Raw genomic sequence first — 18,408 nt, 5'->3', positions numbered from 1 at the left:
CGGAAACGCTGCCCCGGCCGTCCGCAAGCGCGCTCAGCCGCGCTTGCGCAGGCGGTTGAGCAGCGCTTGCGTGCCCTCGTTCAGCGGCAGGCCGTGACGGCGCAGCAGCTGCACGTTGAGCACCAGATTTTCCAGCACCAGCTTGGCCGCCACGGCCAGCAGCGACAGGTGCTTGTCTTCCTCGCTGAAATTTTCCATCGCGTCCGACATCTCGCACAAATGATTGGCGATCAAGCCGCGCAACTCATGCTCGTCGAACGGCAGGTCGGCGAAATCGATGGGGTCTTCCAGTTCCACTTCCTGCATCAGCAGTTCCAGTTCCTGCGGGGTGATCGACATGCGCCGCTCCTGTGGTTAAACCGTTCCTTTAAGCCGCTTCCATTCTAGCCGTAATGGGCCAGGAACATATCGACCGCCGTCTCCACGGCCCACTGCCGGGTCGCCGCGTCGAGCGGCGGCTGGCCCAGCGTCACCTGCGGCCAGAAGGCGAAGGTTTTCAGCTGGCCTTGCAGCAAGTGCGACGACAGCAGCGGATCGGCGCGCAGCAAACGGCCGTCGGCCTGGGCCGCGCGTATCCAGGCGGCCACGCCTTCTTCCTTGTCGTTCAGGCGCGCCACCATGTCCTGGGCCCGCTGCGGCGAATGGATGGCCTCGGCGATCGCCACCCGCGCCAGGTCGATGAAATAAGCGTCTTGCAGCAGCAGCATTTTTTGGCCCAGCAAGGCCAGCAGCTGAGTGCGCAGCGGCGCGCCGGCGTCGTAGGGGATCGCCATCAGCGCGGCGCTGCTTTCCCACAGTTGCGACAGGATTTGCGTGAACAGTTCATCCTTGCTGGGGAAGTGGTTGTAGACCGTCCGCTTGGACACGCCGGCCGTGGCGGCGATCTTGTCCATGCTGGTCGCTTCGAAGCCCATGGCGCGGAATTCGGCGATGGCGGCGGCGATGATGTCCTGCCGTTTACGGTCGGTCAGGCGCTGCGGGGGGGAAGAAGTAGGCATGGGCGTAATTTTACACTGCGTGGTTTACTTTTGAAAAAATAAGAACTACACTGTGTAGTGTACATTATGAATCGAGGATAGCCATGCACGCACCCATCTCAGCCGATAATTTGACCCTGCCACGCGCCGCCGCGCCGGGAACGGCGGCCGCGCCGACGCCGACGCCTATCCAGCCCGAGCGGCGCGGCGGCAAGTTCCGCAATCCGGTGCGCATGCACAAGATGGGCTTCATCAAAGGCGTGGGCATCATGCTGCGCATGCTGTTCGACAAGCCGGCCGACACCGTGCCGGCCCGGCCGATACCGGTGCACGCCATCACGCGCCAGCAACTGCTGGACGCGCCGGACCAGAGCGTGTTCCGGCTCGGCCATTCGACCGTGCTGCTGAAGCTGAACGGCGAGTTGTGGCTGACCGACCCGGTGTTCTCGCAGCGCGCCTCGCCGGTGCAGTGGGCCGGCCCGTCCCGCTTCCACCAGCCACCCATCGGCATAGAAGACTTGCCGCCGATTAAAGGCATCATCCTGTCGCACGACCATTACGACCACCTCGATTACGCCGCCGTGCTGGCGCTGGCCGGCAAGACCGAGCATTTCATCACGCCGCTGGGCGTCGGCGACCGCTTGATCGCCTGGGGCATCCCGGCCGCCAAGGTGCGGCAGCTGGACTGGTGGCAGCCGACCCAGGTCGACGGCGTCAAGCTGGTGGCGACGCCGGCCCAGCACTTTTCCGGCCGCGGCCTGCGCGACGGCAACACCACCTTGTGGTCGTCCTGGGTCATCGAAGCGGGCGGATCGCGCATCTTCTTCAGCGGCGACAGCGGCTACTTCAAGGGATTCAAGGAAATCGGCGAGAAATACGGCCCCTTCGACCTGACCATGATAGAAACCGGCGCCTACGATCCGCAGTGGCCGGACATCCACATGCAGCCCGAGGAAACCTTGCAGGCGCACATAGATGTCAAAGGCAAGGTCTTGATGCCTATCCACAACGGCACCTTCGATTTGTCTATGCACCCGTGGCACGAGCCGTTCGAGCGCATCGCGGCGCTGGCGGCCGAGCGCCGCCTGCCGCTGGCCACGCCCGAAATCGGCCTGGCGCTCGGCATCAGGCAGCCGCAAGCGGAAGACCACTGGTGGTTGCGGGTATTGGAAAGCCGCTGAGGCGGCGTGTCGGCGGCGTAACACCGGGGATGAGCACCCATCGCCTCAAGCGGTGGTGTTGATCAGCTTGCCTATCGTCTGCCCCAGGGTATTGACTTGCGGCGTGGGCGTCGCCGTCAACGCCGTCGGCAAAATCTGCTGCGACGGCAGCGGCCTTTCTATCGCATTGTTGAGCTGCACCGGCGTCGGTGCGGCCGGCGCCGGCTGCGCGGCGGCCGAGGCCCGCGTCTTGGTATCGCTCAAATCCTGCTTATCCTTGACCAGCTGCTGCTGGCTGGCCGCCAGCCGGCTCGCATCCTGGTTCACGCGCGCCTGTTCCTGTTGCACTTGACGCTGCGCCAGTGCAACTGATGCCTGCAAACTATTGACGGAAGAAGCAGTGGCCACGTTGCTTTCCTAAGAAACGCCGGGCGTGCGATTACATGATGGATATCAAACTGAACTGTTTTAGCGTAGGTCAAAACGCCCCCGATTGCCAGCGATTTCGTGTATCGCGCGGGGCCGGGACGTAAAAAAGGGCAAGACGGCGCGTCAAGACGGCGCGTCAAAGACGGCGCGTCTCGCCCAAGAAGGAACAGCAAAGAACGTAGATCCGCTTAAAAGTGGTAAGCCATCGAGAATTCCACGGCGCGGCCGAACAGCGGCCGGGCGATGGCGGCGTAGGGCACGCTGCCGGCGACGTTGACGACCCGGCCGGACGCGCCTTCGGTCACGCCCAGCTCGTTCGTCAGATTGCTGCCGGACAAGCGGAACTCCAGCCTTTCGCCGACCGACAGCAGCACGCCGGCGTCCAGCGTATCGTAGCTCGGCAGGAATTCGGCGTTTTGCTGGTCGTCATAGCGCGCGTTGATGTGCGAGTAGGTGGCGTAGACCTTGACGTTGTTGGTCTCGCCGAACGGCAGCGAGTAGCTCGGCGTGATACGCCACTGGCTGTCCGGCTGGCGCTGCACGACGCGGCCGTTGATGCCGGGGCTGAGCGCATCGTTGTAATCCTGATATTTGGCGTGCTGGGCGTCGCCGCTCATGCTGATCTGCAAGCCTTCGAGCGGACGCACCGACAATTCATATTCCACGCCATACGTCTTGGAGCCGCCCACGGTGTTGACCGGCAAGCCGGCGAAGGTGCTGACGGACTGGAACTGGTCGCTGAAGTGGTTGCCGAACAGGGCCACGGTCGCGCTGTAGAGGCGGCCGACGGTCTTGAAGCCCAGTTCCAGCTGGCGGATCTTGGTCACCGGCGGCGGCGCGCTGACGGTGCTGCCGCGCACCTGGTCGAAGAAGGGGAACTGGCCGCCGGAATTGAAGCGGGCGTAGACGTTCATGTTTTTCTGTATCGCATACAACGCGCCGACCGTGTAGGAATTGAGGCTCCAGCTCGGGTTGTAGGCGATCACGGGGCCGTTGGCGGTCGACATGCCGTAGCCGTAGGCGGCCAGCGGATTGGCCGGCGCCGGCGCCGTGTCTGGACTCTGGAACGCCAGGCTGATGTCCTGCTTTTCGTGGCGGGCGCCGGCGTCGACCTTGAAGCTGTCGGTGATTTTCCACTCGTCGGCGGCGTAGATGGCGCGGTTGTCGGTGTCGCCGTTTTCGGCGATGCAGAAGCCGCAGCCGCTGGCGAAGCCCTGGGCGTTGGTGGCCAGCGCGCCGTTGTTGAGCGTGACCTTGATCGGCCGGCCCTGCAAGTCCAGCAAGATCGAATTGCCCAGATCCCACACATCGTTGGCCGAATAGTGCGAGGCGTAGCCGCCCACGGTCAGCGTGTGGTTGGCCACGATTTCCTTGGTGAAGCGCAGTTCGTCGGTGAAGTTTTGCAGGTGCTTCTTGACCACCCACAAGCCTTCCTCGATGGTTTGGGTGTTCGCGTTCACGGCGCCGCTGCCGTCGACGTAGACGCCGGTGGCCGACGTGGCCAGGCCGCCGGCGGCCGCCGTCAGCGCCGCGTTGCCGTTGGCGGACGCGATGAAGGAGGCGCTCTGGTCGGCAAAGGTGGTCGGCGTCGGGCCGCTGAACATGGCGATGGTGTTCTGGTCGCCCTTGAAGTAGATCAGCTTGTTGCTGACGTTCCAGCCGCTCACTTTCTGGTCGAAATCGAAGCCAAAGGTGTTGTTGTTGGCGCCGCGGCCGTCGGCCAGGTCGCCCTTGGTGCCGTCCGGCAGCGTGAACAAACGGGTTTGATTGCTCATCGGCGTCCACTTCAACGGGTCGACGCCGGGGTAGGCGCTCAGCGCGCCGCCCGGCGTCAGCACGACGGGCACGGCCGTGTAAAAGGCGTTCTTGTCGCTCAGCGAGCGGGCGTAGAACGTTATTTCGCCGTCGGCGATTTTGTGCGTCAGCGTGGCCGTGATCGAGCCGCCGTCGTCGGCCGGGAAGCCGGCGTCGCGGATGCCGTTGTTGGTGCGGTAGAAGCCGCCGATGGAACCGTACCAGCCGTCGGCGATCTTGCCGCTGAAGAAGGCGTCGTCACGCATCAGGCGGCCGTTGCCGGCGGTCACGCGCAGCGAGCCTTCGGGCGTGTCGTCGCCGTGTTTCAGGATGAAGTTCATGGTCGCGCCCGGCTGACCGTTGGACAGGATCACGCTGGGGCCGCCGCGCAGGATTTCGGCGCGCTCGATGGTGTCGTCGATGCGGAAGGTGGAATCGTTGGCCAGGAAGGACAGCGTCGGCGCCGGGAACAGCGGCGAGCCGTTCAGCTGCAAGGTGACGTAGGGCGCGTCGCCGCCGGACGGAAAGCCGCGGATCTGGATGTTGGCGCCGGTCTGGCCGCCGGTCGACTCGACGTAGACGCCGGGGGAAATCTTCATCAGGTCGGCGGTGCTGGTGGGCACGGCTTCCTTGAGCTGCTCGGCCGTGGCCGTGGTGATGGAAAAGGCCGAGTCGACCTTGCGGACGGTGCCGCCCGAGGCGACGCCGGTGACGACCACTTGCTGCATGTCGGCGGCGACGGTGTCTTTGACGGTGGTGGGGGCGGCGTCGGCGGCGGCATCGGCGGCCCGGGCCTGGTTCATCAGGGTCAGCACGGCGAGCGCGACTGACGTTAACAGCAACTTGTTAGGGGTTTTCATGTGCTTTTACTTTCTTATTGGTATGAATCGTGTCGTCTCCTGGACCGTGCTCCACCTCCCAACAGCGTGCAAAGGCAGTGCCATCCCCGTCTTTTGCTCATGCAAATGGTGTCGGAAGTTGATGTCGGGATCAACTTGTCTATTCGGCATAAGGCAAAGGAATAGTCATTGAAACAATAAATGATATCGATGTCAATTGAAATGTTATCGATGTCATTAAATGCTACAAAACTTTTAAATCTGTCATAATGCGTGCGCACCCTTGCTTTCGCAGTCGAGAATTCCACCACGAGCCATCAATGCCATCGAACAAACCCAGCCTACGCAACACCGACTCGGCAGTGACGATGGAAGACCTGGCCAAGCTGGCGGGAGTGTCGAAAATCACGGTGTCGCGGGCCTTGCGCGACAGTCCGCTGGTGACGGCGGAAACGCGCGAAAAAGTACGGGCGATTGCGAATGAACAAGGTTATCGCCTGAACATCAGCGCGCGGAACTTGCGCATGCGGCGCAGTTATTCGGTGGCCGTTGTGGTGGAAATGACACCGGTGCGGGGGCGGCCGATGTCGGACCCGTATCCGCTGGAGTTGTTGGGCGGTATCACGCAGGAATTGACGACGGCCGGCTACAGCGTGGTCCTGACCTCGAAGCAATTGATGGACACGGCGCCGGTGCAGGGCGCCGACGGCCTGATCCTGCTCGGCCAGGGCTCGCACGGCGAGGCGGTGCGGGCCTTGCAGCTGACCGGCATGCCGCTGGTGGTGTGGGGCGCGCCGGAGGCCGGCTCGGACTACATCGTCGTCGGCAGCGACAACCGCAAGGGCGGCGTCAGCGCCGCCGAGCGCTTCATCGCGCAGGGCCGCAAGAAGCTGGTGTTTTTGGGCGACGTCGACCACGCCGAAGTGCAGGAACGCTGCGCCGGCTTCATCGGCGCCATGGCCGGACTGGCGATGGTGCACATCATCCGGCCGAAAGCGTTCACCTTCGAGGCCGGTTTCGACGCCATCTCGTCGCTGCTCAAGAAGAAGGGCGCCAGTGTCGACGGCGTGTTCGCCGCCAGCGATCTGCTGGCCATGGGCGCGATCCGCGCGCTGGTGGAAAAGAATTTAAGGGTGCCGGAGAATGTCTCCGTCATCGGTTACGACGATACGCCCGGCGCCGCCAGTTTCGTGCCGCCGCTGACCAGCGTGCACCAGTACCTGCGCGACGGTGGCGTGTTGTTGGCCCAAAAGATGTTGGGTTTGATACACGGCGAGCAGGTGCAGTCCGAAATGCTGCCGACGATGTTGATGGTGCGTCACACCTGAGTGCGCTGAGCGCGCTGCAGCTGGACTCCGCTCGCGCGCCGCAACACCCCTCCAGTAGCAAAAAAAGCAGAAAACCGGGAATATGGGCACTGATACGGAAATCCAAACCGGTTTGAATCGACATCACCGTCTTCGCATGTAAAGGAAACACCATGCAACCGTCTGACAGCCCTCGGCATACCTATCCTCTCGACGCATGGTGCATTCGGGAAACATCCTTCGACACCGCGTCTAATTTTCTCGACGAAACCCTGTTCGCGCTCGGCAACGGCTACATCGGCCTGCGCGGCACGCCCGAGGAAGGCTATAGCGGCCCGTCCGGCACCTCGCTCGACGGCAGCTACCTGAACGGCTTCTACGAATCGGAAGCCATCCACTACCCGGAAGCGGCCTTCGGCATGGCCAGGACCAACCAGTTCATGCTCAACGTGCCGAACGCCAAGGGCATCGCGCTGTGGCTGGAGGACGAACGCTTCGACCTGTTGCAAGGCACGGTCGCCAGCTACGAGCGCACGCTGGACTTCCGCACCGGCGTGCTGCTGCGCACGGTGGAGTGGGTGTCGCCGCAGGGGCGCCGCGCGTCCATCGTCAGCCGCCGCATGGTCTGCTTTGAAAACAAGCACCTGTTCGCGATCGACTACCAGGTCACGCCGCTGAATTTTTCCGGCCGCATCAAGCTGGTGTCGACTTTGGACGGCGCCGTCAAGAACCAGGAGGCGGGCGACGATCCGCGCATCGGCTCGGCCGTCTCCGGCCCGGCGCTGCACGCGCTCGACAGCGAGCAGTCCGACAGCTACGCGGCCCTGGTCCAGCGCACCGGCAACAGCGGCTTCACCCTGGTCAGCGCGACCGAGACCGTGATAGCCGGCGCGCCGCCGGTGGAGCTCGGCAAGGTCGACCAGCGCCTCGAACAGTCGTGGACCATCGCGGCCGGCGAGCGCCAGACCATCAGCCTGACCAAGTACGGCAGCTATTTCAGCTCGCGCGACTATCCGGCGGCCGAGCTGCTGTGGCGCAGCAAGGACACGCTGGCCCAGGCGAAAGCGGCCGGCTTCGAGGCGCTGCGCATGGAACAGGAACAGTACCTGGCCAATTTCTGGCAGCAGGCCGACGTGCAGATCGCCGGCGACGACGCGCTGCAACAGGGCCTGCACTTCAACCAGTTCCACTTGCTGCAATCGGTGGGCCGCGACGGCAAGACCAACATCTCGGCCAAGGGCGTGACCGGCGAAGGTTATGAGGGCCACTATTTCTGGGACACGGAAATCTACATCTTCCCGTTTTTCCTGTACAGCAAACCGGAGATCGCCAAGAAGCTGCTCGAATACCGCTACGCCGGCCTGGACCTGGCGCGCCAGCGCGCGCGCGAGATGGCGCACGAGAAGGGCGCGCTCTACCCGTGGCGCACCATCGCCGGCGTCGAGTGCTCGGCCTACTACCCGGCCGGCACCGCGCAGTACCACATCAACGCCGACATCGCCTACTCGATCAAGTTGTACATGGACGCCACCGACGACGACGAGTACCTGATACGCCACGGCGCCGAAATCGTCATGGAGACGGCGCGCATCTGGATAGGCCTGGGGAGCTACGACCGCGCCGGCCGTTTCTGCATCAACGAAGTGACGGGACCGGACGAATACACGGCCCTCGTCAACAACAACTACTACACCAACGCGATGGCGCAGATGCACCTGAACTTCGCGGCGCAGATCGCGGAACGCCTGCAGCTACAGCATCCGCTGGAGTTCGCGCGCATCGCGGGACTGACCCTGCTCGACGCCGGCGAGCCGGCCGAGTGGCGCCGCGCCGCGCAGCTGATGCTGCTGCCCTACGACGACGCGCTGCAAATCCACGCCCAGGACGACAGCTTCCTGGCCAAGAAAAAATGGGACTTCGCCGGCACGCCGAAGGAAAATTATCCGCTGCTGCTGAACTACCACCCGCTGGTGATCTACCGCCACCAGGTCTGCAAGCAGGCCGACGTGGTGCTGGCGCTGCTGCTGCTGCCGGACCAGTTCACGCTGGCCGATAAAAAGCGCGACTTCGATTACTACGAAGCGGTGACGACCCACGATTCGTCGCTGTCGTCCTGCATCTTCAGCATCATCGCGTCGGAGGTGGGCTATCACGACAAGGCCTACGACTACTTCATGGAGACGGCGCGCCTGGACCTCGACGACACGCACGGCAACACGCACTACGGCGTGCACACGGCGGCCATGGCCGGCACCTGGATGTGCGTGGCCTACGGCTTCGCCGGCATGCGCGTGGTCGGCGGCGCGCTGGGCTTCGCGCCGACGCTGCCGAAACAGTGGCGGCACTACACCTTCAAGATCCACTTCAAGGGCAGCCTGCTCGAAGTGCGGGTGGAACCGGCGCGCGTCGAATACCGCCTGCTGCAAGGCGAGGCGCTGGCCTTCAGCCACCGCGGCGAGAGCCTCACCGTCACGCTGTCCGCGCCCACGCAGTCGCGCCCCAACTAAAGGAAAACGCCATGAGCAGCAGCCGATACCAAGCCGTCATCTTCGACCTCGATGGCGTCATCACCGACACCGCCCATTATCATTACCTGGCGTGGAAGCGCCTGGCCGAAGCGCAGGGCGTTCCTTTCGACCTGGCCTTCAACGAGAATTTGAAAGGCATAGACCGCATGGGATCCCTGGACCTGATCCTGGCGTCGTCGGCGAAGCGGTACACGGCGGCGGAAAAGCTGGCGCTGGCCGATGAAAAAAATCTGCATTATCAGGAGCTGATCGCGACCATGTCCGCCGGCGACCTGCTGCCCGGCGCCGTCGCCGCGCTCGACACGGTGCGCGCCGCCGGCATGAAGATCGGCCTGGCCTCGGTCAGCAAGAACGCCTTTACGGTGCTCGAGCGCCTGGGCATCACCGATAAATTCGACTACGTGGTCGATGCCGCGCTGATCGCGCGCGGCAAGCCGGACCCGGAAATTTTCCTGAAGGCCGCGCGCGAGCTGGGCGTGGCGCCGGCCGACTGCCTCGGCGTGGAAGACGCGGTGGCCAGCGTCGCCTCGATCAAGGCGGCCGGCATGGTCGCGCTGGGCATCGGGCAGGCGGACGTGCTGACACAGGCCGACGTCGTGATCCCCAGTCTGGCGCAGTTCGATCTGAACGCATATTGAACGCAGAGTGAACGCAGAGTGAACACAGAGTCACCTCGATTCAAGATAGTCCTACAAATAAAAATATCGGAGACAGCATGAAAAACCAGCGCATCCTCTTTGCCCTATTTTTGATTTACTTCGTGTTCGCGATCCTGCTCAACAGCGTGGGCACGGTGATCCTGCAAATCATCGGCAACTACGGCATCAGCAAATCGAGCGCCAGCGTGCTCGAAGGCTTCAAGGATTTGCCGATCGCCGTCGTGTCGTTCCTGGTCGCGTCCTTCCTGCCGCGCCTCGGCTACAAAAAAGCCATGCTGACCGGCCTGGCCATCGTCACCGTCGCCTGCGTGGCGATGCCGCTGCTGCCCGGCTTCTGGACCACCAAATTATTATTCTTCTGCGTCGGCGTCGCGTTCGCGCTGGTGAAGGTGTCGGTGTATTCGACGCTGGGCCTGATCGCGGCCGACCGCAAGCAGCACGCCAGCATCATGAATATGCTGGAAGGCTTTTTCATGGTCGGCGTGTTGAGCGCCTACTGGGTGTTCGGCTACTTCATCGACTCCGACCATCCGCAGTCGCACAGCTGGTTGCAGGTGTACTGGGTGCTGGCGGTGCTGTGCGCGCTGACTTTCGCGCTGCTGGCGACGACGCCCTTCAACGAAGACATGGCGGCGCTGCCGGCCGGCCGCAGCATCGCGCAGGACTTCGCGGCGATGCTGAAATTATTCTTCAAGCCGCTGGTGTGCGTGTTCGTCATCACCGCATTCTTGTATGTGCTGGTCGAGCAGAGCGTGGGCACCTGGCTGCCGACGTTCAACAACGAAATCCTGAAACTGCCGGCCGCCATGAGCGTGCAGGTGACCAGCATCTTCGCGGCCTGCCTGGCGGCGGGGCGGCTGTCGGCCGGGGTGCTGATGCGCAAACTGAACTGGTATCCGGTGCTCAACGCCTGCGTGGTCGGCATGGCCGCCATGGTGTTGCTGGCGCTGCCGCTGACGCGCGACGTGGTGCCGGACCCCAACGTCAGCTGGTCGACGGCGCCCATCGCCACCTTCCTGTTTCCGCTGATCGGATTGTTCATGGCGCCGGTCTACCCCGGCATCAACTCGGTCATGCTCAGCTCCTTGCCCAAGAATCAGCATTCGGCCATGACCGGCTTGCTGGTGATTTTTTCCGCGCTGGGCGGCACCACCGGCTCGCTCATCACCGGCTATGTGTTCGGCAATTTCAGCGGCCACTTCGCCTTTTACCTGACCCTGGTGCCTATCTCTATCGTCTTGATTATGTTGTATTTTTTCAAAAAGGCGGTGGATGGGGGTACTGATGGATTCGATGCCTCCGCTATAATCAGCGGACAGCATTAACCTCCGCCACCGATGAATCTAAAGAGCCTCGCCAACCTGCTCGGCATGTCCAAGACCACGGTGAGCCGCGCGTTGAACGGTTATCCGGAGGTCAACGGCCACACCCGCGAGCGGGTGCTGAAGGCGGCCAAGGAGGCCGGCTACCAGGCCAATCCGATGGCGCGCGGGCTGGCGATGGGGCGCACCAATGTGTTCGGCATCCTCTACCCGCCGCTGCCCAGCGACCTGGGCGACCCGATGTTCCTCGACGTCGTAGGCGGCATGTCCGAAGCGCTCGAAAGCATGAAGCGCAACCTGATTATCGCGCCGGTCTCGCCGCAGAACGAGTTGGCGTCCTACGTGCAGGTGGTGCGCGACCGCCGCGTCGACGGCCTGGTGGTCGGCCGCACGCTGGTGCACGACGAGCGCATCGCCTTCCTGAGCCGGGTGCGCTTCCCCTTCGTCGCGCACGGCCGCACCCGCGCCCCCGGCGTGCCCTACGCCTGGTTCGACTACGACAACGCGGCCGGCATCCGCATCGCCGTCGACTGCCTGCTGGCGCACGGCCACCGCCGCATCGCCATGATCAGCGCGCCGCTGGAACTCAATTTCGCCTGCCAGCGCAGCGAGAGTTTTCTGACCGCCATGTCCGGCGCCGGCCTGGCCATCGACCCGCGCTACCTGATCGCCGACACGCTGGACCGCCGCAGCGGCCACCACGCCATGCTGCAACTGCTGGCCTGTACACCGCGGCCGAGCGCCGTCATCGTCGACAACCACCTGTCCGGCGTCGGCGCCGTGCGCGCGCTGCTGGACTCGGGCATCGAGCTGGGCAAGGAAATCTCGGTCATCGTCTGGGGCGCGATGAACGACACCCTGGCCGGCGCCAACGTCACCACCATCGACCAGCCGTCGCCGCGCAAGGCCGGCGCGCGCATGGTCGACATGCTGCTGGCGCTGAACAACGGCGCCGCCCCGGAAACCTTGCAGGAACTGTGGCAGCCGGCCCTGCTGGCCGGCGTGACGGTGGGCCGCTGCGCCGACTAGGCCACCCGCGCGTTGCCGCTAGGCCTTTACGGCATCGATAGGCCGCGCGTGGCGTGTACGAAATCGAGGACCATCAACTGGCCGACTGGCCGACTGGCTGATGGCCGCGCCGCGGATGGGTGCGTCGGAGGAGGATGGCGACGCCGCGCCGGTTTGAATAAAAACCGCAGGGAGATCATCCGCCCGCCTACATTTGCCACATGTGATCCATCCCGGCACGTCACTGCGGCCAGCAGGGGGAAGCGCCCCGCCGGCGCATTTTTATGTGGCGGCCCCAAGGTCCGGCAACGCCATCGCCCAGACGGTGTTAGGATGAAACGTCAGACCGGCCCATAGGTAAAATAATCCCGACCGGAAACAATTTGCTATACTGACATGGCGCATTCCGCCGCCGTCGATTTGATTTATGTAGGTAACGTATGCTCAAAAAAGTTGACTCCTCACAACTCAAAGTGGGCATGTACATCCATGACCTCAGCTGTGACTGGATGACGCACCCCTTTGTCCGCAATCGTTTTCTGATTGGCAGCGACGATGAGATCCGCAAGATACTCAATGCCGGCATCCACGATGTCGTCATCGACAGCGACAAGGGCCTGGACGTGCAAGACGCGCCGACCCTGGCCGAAGCCCAGGCCGCCACCGAACGCGAACTGACGGAGCTGGCCGCCAAGCCGGTCATCGTCACGCGGGTGTCGCTGGGCGAGGAGCTGGCGCGGGCCACGCAAATCCGCCACCAGGCGTCGACGCTGGTGCGCACCGTGATGCGCGACGCGCGGCTGGGCAAGGCGGTCGAGCTCGACCAGGTGCAGCCCGTGGTGCAAAGCATCACCGAGTCGATCTTGCGCAATCCGGGCGCGCTGGTCGGCTTGCTGCGCATTAAGAACAAGGATGATTACACCTTTTTGCACTCGGTCAGCGTCTGCACGCTGCTGGTGGCGTTTTGCCGCTCGCGCGGCATGGACCCGGCCGTCACCCACCAGGCCGGCCTCGGCGGCCTGCTGCACGACACCGGCAAGGCGTTGGTGCCGGACGCCATCCTCAACAAGCCCGGTCCGCTGACGGACGAGGAATTCGCCATCATCAAGCGCCACCCCAAGGACGGCTACGATATCTTGCTGCAATCGCCGGAAATCGGCCCGATACCGCTCGACATCACCCTGCACCACCACGAGCGGCGCGACGGCAGCGGCTATCCGGACAAGCAGGCCGGCGACGGCATCAGCGAGCTGGCGCAGATGGCCGCCATCGTCGACGTCTATGACGCCATCACGGCCGACCGTTGCTACCACAAGGGCATGTCGGCCGCCGCCGCGCTGCGCAAGATTTACGAGTGGAGCAAGTTCCACTTCAATCCGCAATACGCGCAGGAATTCATGCGCTGCGTCGGCATCTATCCGGTCGGCACCATGGTGATGCTGGAATCGGGCCGCCTCGGCGTCGTCATCGAGCCGCATGAAACCAATTTGCTGGCGCCCAAGGTCAACGTCTTCTTCAACACCAAGAAAAACGTCTACATCAAGCCGGAAACGGTGGACCTGGCGCGCGGCCTGGGCTTCGGCGGCGGCGACAAGATCGTCGGCCACGAATCGGCGGCGAAGTGGAATGTGGACCCGATGCGCTTCTTGACGCTGGCCTGAGGCCGGCGCCGCCGCCTTAAAAGAATTCGGCGGTATCGTTCGATTCCACGGTTTGCAGCAGGCCGCCGGCGACCAGTTCGTCGTAGTGGCAGGCCAGGTTGCGGCCGTGGCTCTTGGCGTAATACAGCGCCTGGTCGGCGCGGCCGAGGATGATGACCGGCGCCTCGAAGGCGCTGATGCTGACGAAGCCGACGCTGACCGTGACCTGTCCCACCTGCGGAAAATCGTGCGCTTCCACGTTCATGCGGAAGCGGTCGATGATTTTTTTGGCGTTGGCCAGCGACGTCGAGCGCAGCAGCACGACGAATTCCTCGCCGCCGAAACGGAACACCCGGTCCTGGGCCCGGAACGACGACGTCAGCAGGTTGGCGATCAGGATCAGCACTTCGTCGCCGTACAGGTGGCCGAACTTGTCGTTGACCAGCTTGAAATGGTCGACGTCGATCACGGCCAGCCACTGTTTTTCCTCGTCCGTATGGGCGCGCCGCTCGGGCTCGCCGGGCAGCGTCAGCGAATCGGCTTCGATGCTGGCGGCCAGCATCTTGGCCAGCTGGTCGTCGAAGGTCTTGCGGTTGAGCAGGCCGGTCAGCGAGTCGCGCTCGCTGTAGTCGAGCAGGTTCTGGAAGTTGCGGTAGACGCTGACGATGCCGCCGATGACGTGGATGGTGTCGCTGGTGTAGGGCGTGGGGTTGACGATTTCCAGGCAGGTGTCGGCCTTGTCGCCCAGCCAGATCGGCAGCCACAGCGTATGGCCGCCGCTGGCGTTGCGTTGTTCGGCGCTCGCTTCATGGTGGGCCAGGCAAGCGGCCAGCGCCGGGAACAGGGCGATCGGGTCGCCCGGGCTGCCGGGGTCGGGATGATCTTCCATCCGGGCCGGCTGGCCGGCGCTGATGGTGGCGCGGGGCCGCACAAAAGTCTGGCCGCGCACGGTGGCCAGGGTCAGCACGCGGGTCTGGCTCGCATGGGCGAGTTCCTGCACCGCCGAGATCACTGAAATATCGAGCATGGTGTGATCGCGGTGGCCGGTCATATCCACCATGTGTTTCAGTAGGGAATCCATTTTCTTCTCTGGAAGATGTTCACACACATATTGCGCCTAGCTTCGTTTCGTTCACGCCCATCAAGCATACTGTTGCTTCACTTGATAGCAAGGCGCACAGTGATACGCTGCACAAGGCCTTTCCAAAGAACAGCTAAGCAGGATAATGGTTTTTTGCACAATAGGCAATTCCGTTGTGCAAATAATCATGCTACCAGCCACGTCGCCATCCCGTCCGGCACGCGCGCAACGCGCTGCCGGTCAGCGTACTCCCTGAAAAGAGTTGCAGTTTGACATAAGCCAGCCGCGCCGTGTGTGCGACATGCAATTTTTCCCGAACACAATAGAAAATAATGCCACAAGGAAAACTTGCGTCACGTCAACTCGTCCAAAATCGCACGCCCTATAGTGGAGTCAATGGCGCAGAAGTTGGCTTTGTGAAATAAATTTTCCTCAGTCTAAGGCGCCAGACAGTTATCCGATAGCTAAACTTTTGGGAGCGGACCATGAATACATTTATTGCGGCAATCAAGGGCTTTGCGGCCGACGAGGACGGCATCACCGCCATCGAATACGGCCTGATCGCGGCCATCATGGCGGCGGCCGTCGTCACCATCTTCACCACGCTGGGCACGTCGCTGACGTCGGCGTTCACGATCATCGACACCAAGCTGACCGCTCCCTGAGCATGGCTGGCGCCGCGGCCGCCGCCACGGCGCCACTTCATCGCGTGTCACGCTGCCGAGGCCACATCATGTTCAACGCCATGGAATTCACGCTCATCTGTCTGGTTGCGCAAGCGGCCGTCACCGATCTGGCCGTGCGCAAGATACCGAATGTGCTGGTGCTGAGCGGCCTGGCGCTGGCGCTGCTGCTGCGCTCGCCGCACGGCGACCTCTGGTCGGCGCTGTTGTCCTGGCTGGGCGGCGCGCTGGCCGGCCTGCTGCTGTTCCTGCCACTGTATCTGGCGCGCGGCATGGCCGCCGGCGACGTCAAGCTGATGGCCATGGTCGGCGCCTTCGTCGGCCCGGCCGAGGCGCTGCGCATCGGCCTGCTGGTGTTCTTGATCGGCGGCGCCATGGCGGTCCTCATGCTGCTCCACAGCGGCCGCCTGCGCGACGGCTGGCGCAATCTGCCACGCTGTTCGCGCCGCTGCTGCTGCGCCTGTGCGGCGTGCCTTTGCTGCCGGCGCCGCTGAAGCCGGGCGCCAGCGTCGGCAACATGCCCTACGGCTTGGCGATCGCGGTCGGCACCCTGCTGGCGCTGGCCTGGCGCCACGCATGACGCCGCTCCCGAGGCCGCGCCATGGTTTTGCTTCGGATCAATATCCACGCAGCAACCTCTCGCTAGAATCGATTTCTTAGCGGAATTTCTTCACGCCGCAGACAGGAGTGCCCTCATGTTCGATCTTGATCCCGCCCCGTCCACCGTCTCCTCCTCAACGTCGTCCGCCGCGGCGCCGGACACCGGCCGCGACGGCGCCGGCGGGCCGCTCGCGCTGCCGCGCCAGCCCAAGAGCGTGCGCGACACCGGCCTGGAGTTGCAGCTGATCGTCGAGCTGATCGCCAAGGCCATCTTCGTCTCCGGCAAGACGCATTTGCCGCAGCTGACCACCCGGCTGCGCCTGTCGATCAATGTGCTGCGCGAAGCGCTCGATTTCATGGTGGCCGAGCATCTGGCCGAGATCGCGTGGCGCGGCGAGTCCGACATCGACGTGCAATACCAGCTGACGGCCGCCGGCAAGCAGCGCGCCGCCGCCTGGCTGGAGCGTTGTCCCTACGTCGGCCCGGCGCCCGTCACGCTGGCCGCCTACCGCGCCATGGTCGAGCGCCAGTCGCAGCCGTCGCCGCCGACGGCCGACGACCTGGCCGCCGAGCTGGCCGACGACGCCCTGGCGCCTCCGTGCGCGAACAGCTCGGCGCGGCCCTGTATTCGGGCCGCGCGCTGCTGCTCTACGGTCCGCCCGGCAGCGGCAAGACGACGCTGGCGCGCAAGCTGGGCCGGCTGCGCCAGGGCGTGATCGCGGTGCCCTACGCGGTCGTCGTCGGCCAGCACATCATCGACGTGTACGACGCCGCCCTGCACCCGCCGCCGTCGCCGCTGCTGGCGCTGCAGGCGCGCCACGCGCTGGAGCGGCCGAGCGGCGACCTGCGCTGGACCATCTGTCAGCGGCCGCTGGTCGCCCTGGGCGCCGAGCTGAGCGAGGACATGCTGGACCTGCGCTTCGACGCCCACAGCGGCTGCCACCAGGCGCCGCCGCATGTCAAGGCCAACAACGGCGTCTTCATCATCGACGACCTGGGCCGCCAGCGCATGGCCGCCGGCGACTTGCTGAACCGCTACATCCAGCCGCTGGACAGCGGCCTCGACCAGTTGTCGCTGCAAGGCGGCCACAAGTTCACGGTGCCGTTCGACGTCACCTTGGTGCTCATCACCAACCTGGCGCCGGCCGCGCTGCTGGACGCCTCGGCGCTGCGCCGGCTCGGCTACAAGATCCACATCGGACCGCTCAGCGAGGCCGGCTACCGCCAGCTGTTCCGGCGCCAGTGCCGCGTGGCCGGCATCGGCTACGACGACACGGCGCTGCGCTACCTGATTACCGAATTGCATGGCGGCGCTGGCCAGCCGCTGTTGGCCAGCCACCCGCGCGAGATCCTGGGCCGCATCGCCGACTTTGCCGGTTTCGCCGGCGCCGCGCCGCGCCTGACGCCGGCCACGCTGGAGCAGGCCTGGATCAGCCTGTTCGCCACCTGCACGCCGCCGGCCGCCGCCGCGCGCGCGCCGCGGGCCCTGGAGGAGGGCGGTCCATGAAACACCGGCGCGCCTATCTGATGATGGCGGTGGCCATCGTGTTCGGCCTGGGCGCGGTGCTGCTGGCCTCGCACTGGCTGTTGCACCAGAACCCGGGCGGCGCCAACCGCGTGGTGGTGGCCGGCGCCGACGTCAACCTCGGCCAGCGGCTGGCGCCGGACATGCTCAAGCTGGCCGACTGGCCGGCCGACAGCCTGCCGCCGGGCGCGGTGCGCGACCCGCTCAAGCTCAGCGGCCGGGTGCTGAAAACCAGCGTGCTGCGCGGCGAGCCGCTGACCGAGGCCAAGCTGGCGCCGGCCGGCACGCTGGGCGGCCTGTCGGCCCTGATCGCCGAAGGCAAGCGCGCCATCACCGTGCGCGTCAACGACGTCGTCGGCGTGGCCTGCTTCGCGCTGCCGGGCAATTTCGTCGACATCATCGTCCACACGCAGACCGACGGCAGCGGCCCCGGCCAAGCCATCTCGAAGATCGTGCTGGAACGGATACTGGTGCTGGCGGTGGCGCAGGAGGTGAGCCGTGACGACACCAAGCCGCGCGTCGTCAACGCCGTCACGCTGGAGGTCACGCCCGACCAGGCCGAAAACCTGGACCTGGCGCGCAGTGTCGGCAGCCTGTCGCTGGCGCTGCGCAACCAGGTCGATCCGCGTCCGGGCGTGACCGGGGGCGCGACCAAGGCCACCATGCTGGGCCAGCACGCCGCGCCGTTGCCCGACGCCGCGCCGCCGGCGCCGGTGTTGCGCGTCCAGCTGGCGCAAAGATTAAAGGTGGATGTGTCGTCGCTGAGTTGTTGTGCCCACCATACTCCACGTTGAGCGGGTGATAAAGTGAGTATATTTTCATCTGTTTGCGCAGATGGCTCCATGATTTCAACCTG

At 64.5% G+C, this 18,408-nt stretch carries 17 protein-coding genes; 12 read left to right on the top strand and 5 right to left on the bottom strand.

The annotated features are described in order from the left end of the window. Nucleotides 1–33: 33 nt before the first annotated feature. Together Q0S71_RS02190 and Q0S71_RS02185 are read right to left on the bottom strand one after the other, a co-directional pair. Nucleotides 34–339 (bottom strand): hypothetical protein, encoded by a 306-nt coding sequence (locus Q0S71_RS02190; RefSeq protein WP_295990666.1) that lies wholly within the window; start codon nt 337–339, stop codon nt 34–36. A gap of 44 nt (nt 340–383) precedes the next feature. Further along, nucleotides 384–998, bottom strand: coding sequence for a TetR/AcrR family transcriptional regulator (locus Q0S71_RS02185; protein ID WP_295990664.1), 615 nt, complete (start codon nt 996–998; stop codon nt 384–386). Between the two features lie 83 nt (nt 999–1,081). On the opposite strand from Q0S71_RS02185, the gene Q0S71_RS02180 reads away from it, so the two are divergent. Then, nucleotides 1,082–2,158, top strand: coding sequence for an MBL fold metallo-hydrolase (locus Q0S71_RS02180; protein WP_295990661.1), 1,077 nt, complete (start codon nt 1,082–1,084; stop codon nt 2,156–2,158). Between the two features lie 45 nt (nt 2,159–2,203). Here Q0S71_RS02180 and Q0S71_RS02175 read toward each other — a convergent pair whose 3' ends face one another. Then, on the bottom strand, nt 2,204–2,545 hold the full coding sequence (locus tag Q0S71_RS02175; protein WP_295990658.1) for a hypothetical protein: 342 nt from the start codon (nt 2,543–2,545) through the stop codon (nt 2,204–2,206). Between the two features lie 209 nt (nt 2,546–2,754). Continuing rightward, nucleotides 2,755–5,220 carry a TonB-dependent receptor gene (locus Q0S71_RS02170; RefSeq protein WP_295990655.1) on the bottom strand — a complete coding sequence of 822 codons (2,466 nt, stop codon included), beginning with the start codon at nt 5,218–5,220 and terminating at the stop codon, nt 2,755–2,757. 299 nt (nt 5,221–5,519) lie between these two features. Between Q0S71_RS02170 and Q0S71_RS02165 the strand changes: the two genes are divergently transcribed. The 6 genes from Q0S71_RS02165 to Q0S71_RS02140 all read left to right on the top strand — a co-directional run bounded on the left by Q0S71_RS02165 (nt 5,520) and on the right by Q0S71_RS02140 (nt 13,684). Beyond that, nucleotides 5,520–6,527, top strand: coding sequence for a LacI family DNA-binding transcriptional regulator (locus tag Q0S71_RS02165; protein ID WP_295990650.1), 1,008 nt, complete (start codon nt 5,520–5,522; stop codon nt 6,525–6,527). Between the two features lie 152 nt (nt 6,528–6,679). Beyond that, on the top strand, nt 6,680–9,013 hold the full coding sequence (locus Q0S71_RS02160) for a glycosyl hydrolase family 65 protein (protein ID WP_295990647.1): 2,334 nt from the start codon (nt 6,680–6,682) through the stop codon (nt 9,011–9,013). A gap of 11 nt (nt 9,014–9,024) precedes the next feature. Next, nucleotides 9,025–9,672, top strand: a complete 648-nt coding sequence (gene pgmB / locus Q0S71_RS02155; RefSeq protein ID WP_295990645.1) for a beta-phosphoglucomutase — start codon at nt 9,025–9,027, stop codon at nt 9,670–9,672. Between the two features lie 77 nt (nt 9,673–9,749). Continuing rightward, on the top strand, nt 9,750–11,018 hold the full coding sequence (locus Q0S71_RS02150) for a sugar MFS transporter (RefSeq protein ID WP_295990643.1): 1,269 nt from the start codon (nt 9,750–9,752) through the stop codon (nt 11,016–11,018). A gap of 12 nt (nt 11,019–11,030) precedes the next feature. Further along, nucleotides 11,031–12,044 carry a substrate-binding domain-containing protein gene (locus Q0S71_RS02145; RefSeq protein WP_295990630.1) on the top strand — a complete coding sequence of 338 codons (1,014 nt, stop codon included), beginning with the start codon at nt 11,031–11,033 and terminating at the stop codon, nt 12,042–12,044. Nucleotides 12,045–12,463: 419 nt separating this feature from the next. Continuing rightward, nucleotides 12,464–13,684, top strand: a complete 1,221-nt coding sequence (locus tag Q0S71_RS02140) for an HD-GYP domain-containing protein (RefSeq protein ID WP_295990626.1) — start codon at nt 12,464–12,466, stop codon at nt 13,682–13,684. 16 nt (nt 13,685–13,700) lie between these two features. Here Q0S71_RS02140 and Q0S71_RS02135 read toward each other — a convergent pair whose 3' ends face one another. Beyond that, nucleotides 13,701–14,744: a GGDEF domain-containing protein gene (locus Q0S71_RS02135; RefSeq protein ID WP_295990624.1), complete on the bottom strand. Its 1,044-nt coding sequence runs from the start codon at nt 14,742–14,744 to the stop codon at nt 13,701–13,703. Nucleotides 14,745–15,229: 485 nt separating this feature from the next. On the opposite strand from Q0S71_RS02135, the gene Q0S71_RS02130 reads away from it, so the two are divergent. The 5 genes from Q0S71_RS02130 (at nt 15,230) to cpaB (ending at nt 18,346) form a co-directional block, all read left to right on the top strand. Beyond that, a complete protein-coding gene (locus Q0S71_RS02130; RefSeq protein WP_295990619.1) occupies nt 15,230–15,409 on the top strand; it encodes a Flp family type IVb pilin in 180 nt (59 codons plus the stop codon). Nucleotides 15,410–15,477: 68 nt separating this feature from the next. Continuing rightward, a complete protein-coding gene (locus Q0S71_RS02125; RefSeq protein ID WP_295990617.1) occupies nt 15,478–15,921 on the top strand; it encodes a prepilin peptidase in 444 nt (147 codons plus the stop codon). A gap of 201 nt (nt 15,922–16,122) precedes the next feature. Then, nucleotides 16,123–16,743, top strand: coding sequence for a hypothetical protein (locus Q0S71_RS02120; protein ID WP_295990615.1), 621 nt, complete (start codon nt 16,123–16,125; stop codon nt 16,741–16,743). Then, on the top strand, nt 16,626–17,534 hold the full coding sequence (locus Q0S71_RS02115) for a hypothetical protein (protein WP_295990612.1): 909 nt from the start codon (nt 16,626–16,628) through the stop codon (nt 17,532–17,534). The genes Q0S71_RS02120 and Q0S71_RS02115 overlap by 118 nt, the downstream gene beginning before the upstream one ends. Next, a complete protein-coding gene (cpaB, locus tag Q0S71_RS02110) occupies nt 17,531–18,346 on the top strand; it encodes a Flp pilus assembly protein CpaB (RefSeq protein ID WP_295990609.1) in 816 nt (271 codons plus the stop codon). Before Q0S71_RS02115 ends, cpaB begins: the two co-directional genes overlap by 4 nt. Nucleotides 18,347–18,408: the final 62 nt, after the last annotated feature.

Origin of the sequence: Rugamonas sp. (assembly GCF_025354735.1) — a bacterium.
Lineage (GTDB): Bacteria > Pseudomonadota > Gammaproteobacteria > Burkholderiales > Burkholderiaceae_D > Rugamonas.
Note: the sequence above shows the minus strand (reverse complement) of the source record. Positions and strands in the feature narration are given on the sequence as shown.